Origin of the sequence: Rhizobium sp. T1470, assembly GCF_042140505.1 — a bacterium.
Taxonomy (GTDB): Bacteria; Pseudomonadota; Alphaproteobacteria; order Rhizobiales; family Rhizobiaceae; genus Rhizobium; species Rhizobium favelukesii.
The window spans coordinates 1,555,120-1,568,023 of record NZ_CP148092.1; the positions used below are offsets into that span (position 1 = coordinate 1,555,120).

Below are 12,904 nucleotides of genomic sequence, written 5' to 3' on the forward strand. Positions count from 1 at the left end.
ACGATCAGCCTGCCGACCCAGTAGCCAAAGGGGCGCCGGGACGACGCGCCATCGTTCCACGCCCGATCAGGATTTGACAGCACCAGCAGTCAGGCCTGCGATGATGTGCTTTTGTGCCAGGAAGAAGACGATGATCGTCGGCATGATTGTCAGCGTGATGAAGGCGAGCACCAGCTGCCAGGCGGTGCCGAACTCACCGCGATAGACCATGATGCCAAGCGGCCATGGGTACATCGTCTCAGAATTCAGCATGATCAGCGGCAGGATGTAGCTGTTGTTCCAGCTGCCGACGAAGGAGATGATGCTGACAGTTGCGATGATCGGCCGCGAGAGCGGCAGCGAGATATGCCAGAAGAAGCGGATGTAGCCACAGCCGTCGACGATTGCTGCCTGGAACAATTCTTCCGGAAGGTTGCGAAAATAGTTCCGGAACAGAAGTATGCTCATGCCCAGGCCGAAGGAGACTTGCGGCAGGACAACGCCCCAGTAGGAATTCAACAGGCCGAGGTCACGGATCCGGATGAACAGGGGCAGGATGGCGGTCGCAGCCGGAAACATCAGGCCGATCAGGAAGTAATTGAGCAGGAAACCCGCGCCGAAGAACTTCACATGCGCGAAGGTAAAGGCGGCCATGGCCGAGACCGAAACCGTCAAACAGACCGTTAGCGTGGCGATGATCAGCGAATTCATCATTTGCCGCCAGTAGCGGTCCCCAAAGAGAATGTCGGTATAGTTTTCCGGATGCCATGCGACCGGTAGCCCGAAGGGGTTGGTGCGTAGGTCGCCGAGATCCTTGAAGCCGCCAAGCGCCGTCGTCAGCAGCGGCACCAGTACGATCGCTGCGATGATCGTCAGCGAGACATATAGATAGATCTTCGTGCCGGTCGCGATCCGGGCGGATGAGGCCATGTCAGTCATTGCGCATGAATATCCGTTTGTAGCCGAAGGCAAGCGTCACGCAGATGACGAACAGGACGACGCCCACGGCACTGCCGAGGCCGACCTGCATGCGCGTGACGCCAAAGTTGAAAAGGAAGGTGACCATGGTCTGCGTCGCGTTGAACGGCCCGCCGCCCGTCAGCGGCATGATGAGGTCGAAGAGCTGCAGCGAGCCGACGACAGCAAAGAAGACGGACAGGCGAACGGTCGAGCCGAGAAGCGGCAGCGTGATGTAACGGAACCGCTGCCAGCCGCTGGCGCCGTCGATTTCTGCTGCTTCCAGCACGCTTTTGTCGAGCGACTGCAGCCCCGCAATGAAGAGCATCATGTGGAACCCAAAATACTTCCAGACGACAACTGCCAGCACCGCATAGATCGCCAGGTCCTTGTCTGCCAGCACATAGGGTGTCTCGACGCCGATGAGGTGGGCGGCCGAGGCAAACAGGCCATAGTCGCCATCGTAGACTAAGCGCCAGATGAGACCGGCTGCGACCTCCGCCAAGACGTAGGGCAGGAAGAAGATTAAGCGGAAGATGACCACGCCAGCGATCCGGTGCGCCAGCATCATCGCCAGCCAAATGGCGAGCGGAATCTGGATCAGGATTGAAATGACGATGATCAGGGCATTGTTCTTCAACGCCGTCAGGAAGGCGCTGTTCTTGAATAGTACCTCGAAATTCCTCATTCCCACGAACTGCGTCGGCAATCCGTAACCGTCCCATTTGTAGAGACTGTACCATGCCGCCTCCCCCATGGGCAGGATCACGAAAATCGTAAACAGCAGCAGCGCTGGCGGCAGAAACAGAAGCAGGACCGGCAGGCGCCGCGCCAGGCTCGGATCTTTGCTGCGCACCGACGATCTGACAGCCGAGCGAGGTCGGATGGCGCCCGTTACGCTGATAGTGGTCATAAAGGCCGGTCCCTCTTACGTCACACGGAAGGGCGGCGCGAGTGATGCGTCGCGCCGCAATCGTCTTGTTCAGAGCTGATCCTGCTCAAAAGCTTCCTGGATCTGCTGAGCCCCATCGGATGGGCTCATCTGTCCCGACACGATGGCAACGGAGACATCGTTGACCACGCGGCCGACGGACGGACCGAGATCCTGATCAAAGAAGTTCTGGTGCCATGTCGAGTGCGCCAGCTGTTCAGCAGCCTGATGCATCAGCGGATTGGTGACCCCATCCTCAGCACCGACGGCGACCGGAATGAGCATGCCGGCCTTGGCCATTTCGCGCTCGTTTTCGGCGTTCGTCAGGTAGGCGAGGAAATCAAGCGTTTCAGGCGGAGCCGTCTTCGTCACTGCCCAACCGTTCAGCCCACCGAGCGTGTCGGTGACGGCACCGGCACCGCCCGAGATGGCCGGAAAGGCGAAGCGACCGATATTGTCAGGGTCGAGGCCCTTGCCGTCGCCGGAGTTGGTCCGCTGGTTGGCGGCGGTGTTCTCGAAGCCGAGGATCATCGCCGCCTTGCCGTCACCGAAAACGCCAAGCGCCTGCGGCCAGGTCGCGCCGAGATATCCGGGCTGGAAGGGTTGCAGTTTGCCGAGCTCGGCGAGCTGTTCGCCGGCCTTGATGATGGCCGGATCGTTGAAGCCCTCGCCCTGCCCGTTCTTGGCGGCGTCGAAAACCTTCTGACCGCCGTCGCGCATGACGAGATAGCTCCAGTAGAAGTGGATCGGCCATTTTTCGCCGCCACCGCCGGCAATCGGCACGATGCCGGCATCCTTGAGCTTCTTGACCGCGCCGAGATAGTCGTCCCAGGACTTGATGGATGCCGCGTCGACACCCGCCTTTGCAAACATCTGCTTGTTGTAGAAGAAGGAAACCGTACCCATCTTGTAGGGGACGGCACCAATCTTGCCATCGAAGGTCAAGCCGTTGACGGACGCCGGATTGTAGCTCTTCAGCCAGGCGCCGTCCTTGGCATTCATAGCCTCGGTCAGGTCCATCAGCGTGCCTGTGGCAAGTTGCTGCTTCAACACCCCACCGCCCCAGCTGAAAAACAGGTCCGGCGCATCACTCGATTGCAGCAGCGTCGGAAGCTTCGCTTTGAAGGCCTCGTTTTCCAGGAACTGCATTTCGATCTTTACGCCGGGATGCTCGGCCTCGTACTTGGCTGCGATCTTCTTCCAGACCGCCAGATAGTTCGGGTCGATTTCAAGATGCAGCCACTTGACGGTCGTGTCGGCTGCAGCACTTCCCGCAGCGATCAGGAGTGCCAGCCCCGTGGCTGCCGAGCGGGCAATGAAACGGTTGCGAAATAGGGCCTCGGCCCTCATATGATCAAACATGATGTCTCCTCCAAGAAGGGCAAAAATCGTCCTCTTCAATTTTTCCCTTATGCGGATTAAATCATCGGGAGGTTTTGGCGAATGTCAACTCCCCTCGTTGAAATTGGTAGATTTGCCTTGACAGACGGGGCCGCTGCCGCGCTATTTAATTCGCATACCGTTGAAAATATAAGCGCACCGCGCAACATTGAAGAGCCGGCAAGACCCCATGAAGACAGCAGATCCGGAATTGATGCGCGCGATCAACCGCTTGAACGTGCTGGATACGATCCGCCGTCATGGACCGATAGCGCGTGTCGAGATCAGTGAACGCACGCAGCTGTCGACCACGACGGTCTCCGCCATCACCGCTTCGCTGCTTGATGACGGGCTAATCCTGCCGCGTCATGAGGGCGACATTCGCAATGAGGCGGCCCGTGGGCGCCCGCGTGTCATGCTCGAGCTCAACCCGGACGCGGCGCGCGTTGTCGGTGCCAAAATCGCGGCCAACCGCCTCGTTTTCGTGGTGACCGACTTTCGCGGCGACGTGCTGTCGAAACTGACGCTGCCGATTCGCATCGATCGCCAGCCCATCGGCGTCATCGCCGACCTCGTCGAGGACGGGGTACGGCGCTGCGTCGTCGATGCCGGCCTTTCGCTCGAGGACGTCGACACCGTGTGCCTTGGCCTTCCCGGCGTGATCGAACACCGCACCGGCCATATCCGCAGCAGCCCGATCTTTCGCGACACGAATGTCGATTTCGCCAGCGAAATGACGGCTCGGCTGAATACCCCGACGATCGTGGAAAGCGACGCGCATGCGATCACGCTTGCCCACCACTGGTTTGGCAAGGCCCGCGATCTGGAGGACATGGTATTGATTTCGCTTGAGCAGACGCTTGGGCTCGGGGTGCTCCACGACAATCAGCTTTTCCGCGGCGCCGGCGGCCTCAGCCACAATCTCGGCGACCTGGTGCTTGGGATGGGACCGCGCGGCATCGTGCGGCTGTCGAGCCAGGCCGGCGAAAGCGAGATCCTCGGTGAGCAGCCGGCCAGCGGCCGCTTTGCCGAGGCCATCCGGCTTGGACGCGGCATGACGCATGCCCAAGCGCTCATCAAGGCTGAGGATAACACGCTGATCGGCGCAGCGATCCGCGCCGGCGAAGCCGTCGGCGTTGCGATCGCCAATATCGTCACTTTGTTTGCGCCGCCGCGTGTCATTCTCGTCGGTTCGAGCCTTGCTCTTGGCGAACCCTTTCTCGACAGCCTGCGCAACGCCTATGCGCTCGCCATTCCACCGTCTCTGAAGGGTGTTGCCGAACTCGTCTTCGACGATTCGACGGACGACTTCTGGGCGCAAGGAGCAGCTGCGGTGGCGCTCTACGAACTCTATGAGTCGCCCTGGAACACCACCGGGCCGGCGCTCTGAATAGAAAAATCACGACATCTAACGGGAGGAAATCATGGAACGAGTCGGTATTGGCATCATTGGATGCGGCAATATCTCCGGCGCCTATCTGAAAGCGATGGCGTCCTTCCCCATCCTTGACGTTCGCGGCGTGGCCGACCTCAATCACGCGCTGGCAGAAGCTAAGGCCGGCGAATTCAATGTGCCCGCAAAGCGGATCGACGAACTCCTTGCCGACCCCAAGGTCGAGATCATCGTCAATCTGACTGTGCCGAAGGCCCATGTCGCGGTTGGTCTGCAGGCGCTGGAGGCCGGCAAGCACGCCTATTCGGAGAAGCCCCTCGGCATCACCTTCGCGGAGGGCAAGAATCTCGCCGACGCCGCGAAAGGAAAGGGCCTTCGCATTGGCGCGGCCCCCGACACTTTTCTTGGTGGGGGTCACCAGAGCGCACGTACCCTCATCGATCAGGGCGTGATCGGCCAGCCGGTCGGCGGCACGGCGACCTTCATGTGCCCAGGGCACGAACGCTGGCATCCAAATCCGGCCTTCTACTACGAGGTCGGCGGCGGACCGATGCTCGACATGGGGCCATATTACATCACAGATCTCGTCAATCTTTTTGGACCCGTTGCCCAGGTGGCCGGTTTTGCCGTCAGCCCCCGCAAGGAGCGTGTCATCACCAGTGAGCCGAGAAATGGCGAGCGCATTCCGGTGCATGTCGCGACCCACGTTGCCGGTCTCATGGCTTTTGCCAACGGTGCCGTCGTTCAGATCGGCATGAGTTTTGATGTCGCCGGCCACCAGCACGTGCCACTCGAAATCTACGGCACCGAAGGCACGCTGATCGTTCCCGATCCCAACCACTTCGGCGGCGACGTGGAACTGCTGAGAAAGGGCGGGGCATTCGAAAAGCAGGCTCTCATGGCACCTTATGGCGACGGCAACTATCGCTCGATCGGTGTCGCTGATCTGGCCCATGCCATTCGATCCAACCGCCCGCATCGTGCCAACGGCGATCTTGCTCTGCATGTCCTTGAGGTCATGGAAGCCTTCCATACGGCCTCTGACAGCGGGCGTACGGTCGCTATCACTACTCAAACCGAGCGGCCGATGCCGCTTTCGCAGTCGCTCGTCGACGGGCGCTTGGGCAAGTAATCATCAGGAGGAAGAGTATGCGTGAAGCACTGATCGTCTGGGGTGGATGGAGCGGCCATGAGCCGCAGGAATGCGCCTCAATTATCAAGGACATGCTGGAGGAGGATGGCTTCAAGGTCTACGTCGAGCACACCACCGAGGCCTTTGCGGATCCATCCGTCCACGATCTAAGCCTCGTCGTGCCGATCGTGACGATGTCGAAGATCGAAAAGGAAGAGATCAAGAACCTTGCGGCCGCGATCGAGGGTGGTGTCGGAATTGCCGGCTACCATGGTGGCGCTGGCGACAGCTTCCGTGAATGCGTCGAATACCAGTTCATCATCGGCGGCCAGTGGGTCGCGCATCCCGGCAACATCATCGACTATACGGTCAACATCACCCGGCCGGATGATCCCGTCATGGAAGGCATCGTCGACTTCCCCTACACCTCCGAACAATACTACATGCACGTCGATCCTTCGAACGAGGTGCTGGCGACGACCCGGTTTACCGGCGACCACGCCTACTGGATCGACGGCGTGGTGATGCCCGTCGCCTGGAAGCGCAAATACGGCAAAGGGCGTGTCTTCTATTCTTCGCTTGGCCATCAGGCCAAGGAATTTTCGGTGCCTGAGATGAAGACCATCTTCCGGCGTGGAGCGAACTGGGCAGCGCGCTGAATAAATGCCGGCGCCGCATTTTACGGCGCCGGCATTTTATCAGGATAGCGTACGAATTCTGCGGCGCTCATCAGCCGTAGCGGCTGAGATCGAAACCCTCGGTCGATATCTGCGGTTTCGCCCTGTTGATGAGATCTGTGAGTACGCGGCCGGAGCCGCAGGCCATGGTCCAGCCAAGCGTGCCGTGCCCGGCGTTCAAATACAGGTTGTCGTAGGCAGTCTTGCCGATGATCGGCGTTCCATCGGGCGTCATCGGCCGTAGTCCGCACCAGAACTGTGCTTTGCGCTGGTCGCCTGCTCCACCGAACAGATCCTCGACCGAATGGACAAGTGTTGCCTTACGGGAGATCGGCAAGTCCTTGTTGAAGCGCGCGATTTCGGCCATGCCGCCGACGCGGATTCGGTCGCCGAGACGGGTGATTGCAATCTTGAAGGTCTCGTCCATGATTGTCGAGACGGGCGCTCGGCTCTCGTCAACGATTGGAACCGTGATCGAGTATCCCTTCACCGGGTATATTGGCACCTTCAGCCCGAGGGGCTTCAGAAGGGCTGGCGTGAAGCTGCCGAAGGCGGCCACCACGATGTCGGCGCCAAACGTGCCCTGCGCGGTTTCGACCGCGCTGATCCTGTTGGTCTCGATGCGCAGCTTATGGACATCGGCTTCATAGATGAACTGCACGCCCAATGCCTCAGCACGCTTGGCGAGCTCGTTGGTGAACTTGAAATAGTCGCCGGTCTCGTCGTTGGGCAGGCGCAATCCGCCGACGATCTTGTGCTTGACCGGCGCTAGCCCAGGCTCAGCCGCGACGCATTGTGCCGGATCGAGGACCTGGAACGGCACGCCGTCCTTTGCGAGGACCTCGATGTCCTTTGTGATCGAGCCGAGCTGTTTTTGCGTGCGAAAGAGCTGCAGTGTTCCTTGCGTCCGCGCATCATACGGGATGTCGGTCTCGGCGCGCAGCTCGATCAGACAATCGCGGCTGTATTCGGCAAGGCGAACCATGCGGCTCTTGTTGATCGCATAGCGCGTGGAGGTGCAGTTGCGCAGCATCGCCGTCACCCAGGCCCAGGTGGCCTGGTCGAATGTCGGGCGAATGATCAGCGGCGCGTGTTTCATGAAGAGCCATTTGACGGCCTTCTGAGGAATGCCGGGCGCCGCCCAGGGCGATGCATAGCCGGGCGAGATCTCGCCGGCATTGGCATAGCTCGTCTCCAGCGCCGGTCCGCTCTGGCGCTCCAACACCGTGACCTCGTGTCCCGATTTCGCCAGATAGTAGGCCGTGGTGACGCCGATGACGCCGGCGCCAAGCACAGTAATCTTCATTATGAACTCCAGAAAAGAACGACATCAGATCAGATGTAGCGGCGTTGGTATCGGTGGCCCAATCGGGTGAGAATTTCGTAGGAGATAGTATCGGCGTCTGCAGCCATCATCTCCAAGGTTTGGTGTTTGCCAACGACCTCCACCGGCGTGCCGAGATCGAGTGCGCCTTCCGCCAAAGCGCTGATATCGACCGTTATGCTGTCCATCGACACGCGCCCGGCGATCGGCAGGCGCTGCCCCTCGAAGTAGACGGCGCCTCGCCCGCTCAAGCTGCGTGGCAATCCGTCGGCATAACCCGCTGCAATTGTTGCGAGGCGTATGGATGTTTTCGCTGTGAACGTTCCGCCATAACCGATCTGGGTGCCCGGAGGCACGGTGCGCGTCTGAATGACGGGGACCTCAAGCCGGACAACCGGCAGCATGGGGTTGTCGCGGTCTGAGACCGGCGCGCCACCATAAAGGGCAATGCCCGGTCGTGCCAGCGAGCCATGGAACTCGCCCCCTAGAAAGATGCCGCCGGAATTCGCCAATGAGACGGGCAGGGTCGGAAAGGCGGTCGATATCGCCCGGAAGGCCGCCAACTGCCTTGCACTTGCCGGGTTTGCCGGTTCGTCGGCGCAGGCGAGATGGCTGACGAGCGTCGTGACCTCGACGTTCGAAATCAGGCCTGGGTTGACCAGCAGCTCACACACTTCATCCGGTGAAAGGCCAAGCCTTGACATCCCGCTATCGACCTGGAGCGCAGCCTCAAGCGTCCGGCCCGCCCTGCCGGCTGTCTGCGACCATGCCTTGATCTGACCGATGGAGTTCAACAGGGGTACAACACCGATGGCGGCCGCACGTTCCTCGTTGCCAGGCTGAAGGCCGTTCAGCACATAGATGGCAGCGTCTTGCGGGAGCGACGGACGCAGCTGCACGGCCTCGATGAAATGCGCGACAAAGAATGTCCGGCATCCCACCTGGTACAGTCTCTGGCTGACCTGAACGGCGCCAAGGCCATAAGCGTCGGCCTTCACAACCGCGGCAAGCGCTGCGGGAGCAACATTCTTGGCCAATCGGCGGTAGTTCTCGCCAAGGGCGCCAAGGTCGATTGCGAGCACGCCGCATCGGTCGGCTGCGAGCATAACGTTGTCGGTGCTGCTGTTCATAATTGGCCCCGATTTACCTGCTGTCCCGATTTACCTGCTGTAAGGATATCGTCGGTTGAACGACTTTTTCGCTCAATCCTTCGCCAATACGAGCAATTGAGATCAGGTTTCCGCAGCTTTCGTCAACTCATTCAATGTTTCGTGCACATTCGACTAGAAGAGGTAGCTGACAAAGCGCTCCGCCGCTGGGGGCAGACTCGAGCGGTTGCGTGTCAGCAAAAAGAGCGAGCGGATGAGCCGAAAATCGGCGATCGCGCGAAAGACAATGTCGTCACTTTGGATGACCTTCGCAGCCTGCTGCGGCAGCAGTGCCACGCCGGCGTTGCGACTGATCAAGGTCAACTGCGCAATGGTGCTGAAAGTTTGGATACAGCCCATTGTCAGCCTCGGCGGCAACTCGGGGCAATCGGCAAGCATTCTTGCAATGCCGGCCTGTCCGTCGAGCGCGATCACATCCTCCGGATTGATATCGGCCAAGACAATCGGATGCTTCGACCGTGCAAGGTGATGATCTCTATGGCAGACGAGACCAAACGGGTCTTCGCTGATTTTCCTTCCGTCCAATTCCGCCGATTCAAAGCCCGGCCCAGCCAGCGCGAAATCAAGCGTTCTGTTCACCACCATGCCGGCCAACCGCTCGGCCACGTCATCATGGACGATGATATCAATTCCCGGATGGTCTGCACGAAACGTCATGATAGCGTCCGATAGCGGGCTCAGGACTGCCGATGGCGCTGCGCCAATCGCTACCCGGCCACGTTTGAGGCCGCCGACCTGTCGCAGGTTCGTCAGCGAAAGCTCGAAACGATCGAGAAGATCGCGCGCGCCCTCGAGGAACGCCTCGCCCGCTTCTGTCGCCCTTACTGGACGCGTCTTCCGGTCGAAGATCGCCGTTCCACATTCCAGTTCGAGCGTGCGGATCGTTTCGGTCAGGGCGGAAGGCACAACGCCAAGCCGCTGCGCTGCCCTGCTGAAGGATCCCTCCTCCATGACCGTCAGTGCGGCGCGAAGATGGCGTAGACCTATGTTCGTATTTTCCGAAAAAACCTTCATATCTTTCTAATTATACGAAAGGTGCGTTTGTGGTTCAATGTCGGTTCCTCGATTTCTCCGGATGGACGGTGATGCTGCACCAGAGCGTAAAGAAAATGTCCTATCATGTTGTGTTGCAAAGGCTCCCTTCCTTGCTCGCTGACGCAGGATTTCGTGGCGCCATCGCAAACGACGCCGCACTCCTGGCGGCGATGTCGACGGACAACAGTATTTACACGGTGACCCCGGATATCGTCGTTGCGCCGCGCGATGCTGAGGATGTTCGGCGCTTGATGCGCGTCCTCGAGGCCGAGGATCTGCGTGGCGTTCCCGTCACCGCACGCGGTGGCGGCACCGGCACCAACGGTCAGAGCCTGAACGCCGGCATCATCGTCGATTTTCAGAAATACATGAACCGCCTCCTGCAGGTGAACGTAAAGGAGCAGTGGGCGGAGGTAGAGCCTGGCATCGTGCTCGACGAGTTGAACGCGCAACTGGCCGCGACTGGCCTGTTCTTCGCGCCGACCACCTCGACGGCGAGCCGCTGCACGATCGGCGGCATGGTAAGTACCGATGCATCCGGCAAGGGATCGAGGCGCTACGGCAAGACCAGCGACAACGTCCTTGGGATGGAAATCGTTGTCGATGGCGGCCGGACACTGGATAGCGATGCGCCGACGCCCGACTGGGCCAACGCAATGCTCTTAGAGATCGAAGCGGCTTGTGCGTCGGGTCGCGATGCGCTGCTCGGCCAGGTGCCGGCGCTTTCGCGGCGGTTTACAGGCTATGATCTCGAACGGGCGAGGCCGCCTGGAGGCGATCTCGAATGGTGGCGCTTGCCGATCGGCGCGGAGGGGACGCTGGGCCTCGTTACGCGCATACGACTGCATCTCATGCGCAAACCGAAATTCAAGCGATTGGTTGTCATCGGCTTCGAGACGTTCGCCGCGGCACTCGATGCCGGCAGTGCGCTGCTTGCGCATGATCCGCTAGCAATCGAAGTGATGGACGAATGGGTGCAGGGCCTGGCCGAAAGGGCCGGAATTCTGCAAGCGCTGCCCGTCGGGCTACGCGCTCGTGACGGCCAGCCGATCGCCTACAATTTCGTCGAGTTCGTTGGGGACGACGAGGCAGATCTCGCACGCCACGTTGAAGCTTTGCGCGAGAGCGCGCTGAGGCTTGCCGGCGCAATCGCAAGCCACGTGGCCGTCGACGACATCGAAATGGCAGCGCTCTGGCAGGTTCGAGCGGCAAGCGTTGGCTTGCTCGGCAAGGTCAGTGGCACTCGCCGGCCGATTGCCTTTGTCGAGGACTGCGTGGTGCCTGTCGAAAACCTTGCCGCCTTTGTAAAGGAATTCACGGGACTGTTGAGCAGCAACGGCTTGAGCTACGGCATGTATGGGCATGTCGATGTCGGCTGTCTTCACATCCGCCCTGCCCTCGATATCGATTCCGACGAGGACCGGACCATCATGAAAGCGATTTCGGACCGCGTCTTCGACTTGACCCGCCGGCACGGCGGTATCTTCTGGGGGGAGCACGGCAAGGGCGTGCGCGGCGCTTACCTTGCGGAGTTCGTCGGCGAGACCGCCTATGACGCGTTTCGTCGCGTCAAGCGGGCATTCGATCCAGCGCATCGTTTCAATCCGGGAAAGCTCGTCGGTGATCCGCGATCTCTCATGGGCATTGCGACAACCCCGTTTCGTAGCGTCAACACCGATGAAAATGACCCTCTCGGCCTTGCCTTCAGGTGTAACGGCAATGCTCAGTGTCTGAGTTATCAACGCAGCGATGTCATGTGTCCGTCATTCAAGGCCACCCGCGACCTTCGCCATTCACCGAAGGGCCGCGCCGACGCGTTGAGGCATTGGCACCAGGCAAAACACAGAGGTGATGCAACCGAAGAGTTGGTGAGCGATGTTCTGGCCGCGCTCGACGGATGCCTTGGCTGCAAGGCCTGCGCCACGAGTTGTCCCGTGCAGGTCGACATACCGGAGATGAAATCGCATTTCCTCGACCAGCTCCACCGGACGCGCCGGCGCTCACTGGCAGGCAAGGCGGCACTTCTGCTGGAGGAATATTCCCCGTTTTTGATCCGGTATAGAAAACTGATGGCTGTCTTTGCGAGGGTATTCAACCCGTTGATGGAGAAAGCCTCGGGTCTGCATGACCTTCCGTTCATCGCCTTTCACGATGTGGGCAAAGGTGGCTACAAGACGTTTTCCGTCAAGGTGATCGCGCAGCGGCAATGGCATGAGGCTACGGTCTTCGTCTGGCGGGATCCGTTTACAGCCCTTTTCGATACGCAGGCCGCGTTGGCGCTCGCCGACGGCCTTCGTGGCTTTGGCTATCGCCCTGTTTTCGTCGCCATGCGTCCGGGCGGAAAAGCGGCCCACGTGCTCGGCGACCGACCTCGTTTTATCAGGCAGGCCCGGAAGCTTCGATCGGCGGTCGACAAAGTCGCGGCATCCGGAAGACCGATGGTGGGGGTCGATCCTGCCTTCGTCATGATGATCCGCCAGGACTATGCGAACGCCGGCCTGGCGGGCCAGAATATCCTCCTCGTCCAGGAATTTCTGAGCGAGGAAATCGCCTGCGGACGCGGTTTGCCAAGATTGAACAGGGAGCGATTGCCGCGCAAACTGTTCCTTCATTGCAGTGAAGGCGCCGGCGCCGGAGCAACGGCATGGAAAAAGGTGTTTGCTGCTCTCGGCGCGTCGGTTGAAATTGCCGCAACCGGCTGCTGCGGCATGGCTGGCTTGTTCGGCCATCAGCAGCGTCACCAGGATCTCAGCAAGCACATTTTTGATCTTTCCTGGACCGGGCAGCTGCGGGGTGAGAAGCAGGCTATGGTCTCAGGTTTTTCTTGCCGTTGCCAGACGAAGCGATTCTCTTCTATTCGAGGTGAGCATCCTATGCGATGGGTGGCCGACGCAATCGATGCCGGATGACATGGCAGCCGAAGCGCG

10 protein-coding genes are annotated in these 12,904 nt (G+C 60.1%); 4 read left to right on the top strand and 6 right to left on the bottom strand.

The window, feature by feature from the left end; genetic code table 11:
* Positions 1-66: 66 nt before the first annotated feature.
* The 3 genes from WGT02_RS28755 to WGT02_RS28765 form a co-directional block, all read right to left on the bottom strand.
* Positions 67-918: a carbohydrate ABC transporter permease gene (locus WGT02_RS28755; protein WP_208246485.1), complete on the bottom strand. Its 852-nt coding sequence runs from the start codon at positions 916-918 to the stop codon at positions 67-69.
* Positions 911-1,849 carry a carbohydrate ABC transporter permease gene (locus WGT02_RS28760; RefSeq protein ID WP_208246487.1) on the bottom strand — a complete coding sequence of 313 codons (939 nt, stop codon included), beginning with the start codon at positions 1,847-1,849 and terminating at the stop codon, positions 911-913. Before WGT02_RS28760 ends, WGT02_RS28755 begins: the two co-directional genes overlap by 8 nt.
* Before the next feature lie 69 nt (positions 1,850-1,918).
* On the bottom strand, positions 1,919-3,229 hold the full coding sequence (locus tag WGT02_RS28765; protein ID WP_208246489.1) for an ABC transporter substrate-binding protein: 1,311 nt from the start codon (positions 3,227-3,229) through the stop codon (positions 1,919-1,921).
* A 208-nt stretch (positions 3,230-3,437) separates the two neighbouring features.
* On the opposite strand from WGT02_RS28765, the gene WGT02_RS28770 reads away from it, so the two are divergent.
* Genes WGT02_RS28770 through WGT02_RS28780 form a run of 3 tightly spaced genes read left to right on the top strand, consistent with a single transcriptional unit; the run spans position 3,438 to position 6,431 of the window.
* On the top strand, positions 3,438-4,637 hold the full coding sequence (locus WGT02_RS28770; RefSeq protein WP_024314653.1) for an ROK family transcriptional regulator: 1,200 nt from the start codon (positions 3,438-3,440) through the stop codon (positions 4,635-4,637).
* A gap of 34 nt (positions 4,638-4,671) precedes the next feature.
* On the top strand, positions 4,672-5,772 hold the full coding sequence (locus WGT02_RS28775) for a Gfo/Idh/MocA family protein (RefSeq protein ID WP_208246491.1): 1,101 nt from the start codon (positions 4,672-4,674) through the stop codon (positions 5,770-5,772).
* A 17-nt stretch (positions 5,773-5,789) separates the two neighbouring features.
* Positions 5,790-6,431, top strand: a complete 642-nt coding sequence (locus WGT02_RS28780) for a ThuA domain-containing protein (protein WP_072379938.1) — start codon at positions 5,790-5,792, stop codon at positions 6,429-6,431.
* Positions 6,432-6,501: 70 nt separating this feature from the next.
* Here the strand turns inward: WGT02_RS28780 and WGT02_RS28785 are convergent, their stop codons facing one another.
* The 3 genes from WGT02_RS28785 to WGT02_RS28795 all read right to left on the bottom strand — a co-directional run bounded on the left by WGT02_RS28785 (position 6,502) and on the right by WGT02_RS28795 (position 9,956).
* Positions 6,502-7,755, bottom strand: a complete 1,254-nt coding sequence (locus WGT02_RS28785; RefSeq protein ID WP_208246493.1) for a D-amino acid dehydrogenase — start codon at positions 7,753-7,755, stop codon at positions 6,502-6,504.
* 29 nt (positions 7,756-7,784) lie between these two features.
* A complete protein-coding gene (gene alr / locus WGT02_RS28790; RefSeq protein WP_208246495.1) occupies positions 7,785-8,903 on the bottom strand; it encodes an alanine racemase in 1,119 nt (372 codons plus the stop codon).
* A gap of 153 nt (positions 8,904-9,056) precedes the next feature.
* Complete coding sequence (locus tag WGT02_RS28795; protein ID WP_208246498.1) at positions 9,057-9,956, bottom strand: LysR family transcriptional regulator; 900 nt, start codon at positions 9,954-9,956, stop codon at positions 9,057-9,059.
* A 71-nt stretch (positions 9,957-10,027) separates the two neighbouring features.
* Here WGT02_RS28795 and WGT02_RS28800 point away from each other — a divergent pair, with 71 nt between their 5' ends.
* Complete coding sequence (locus WGT02_RS28800; protein WP_208246500.1) at positions 10,028-12,886, top strand: FAD-binding and (Fe-S)-binding domain-containing protein; 2,859 nt, start codon at positions 10,028-10,030, stop codon at positions 12,884-12,886.
* The last annotated feature ends 18 nt before the right edge of the window (positions 12,887-12,904 follow it).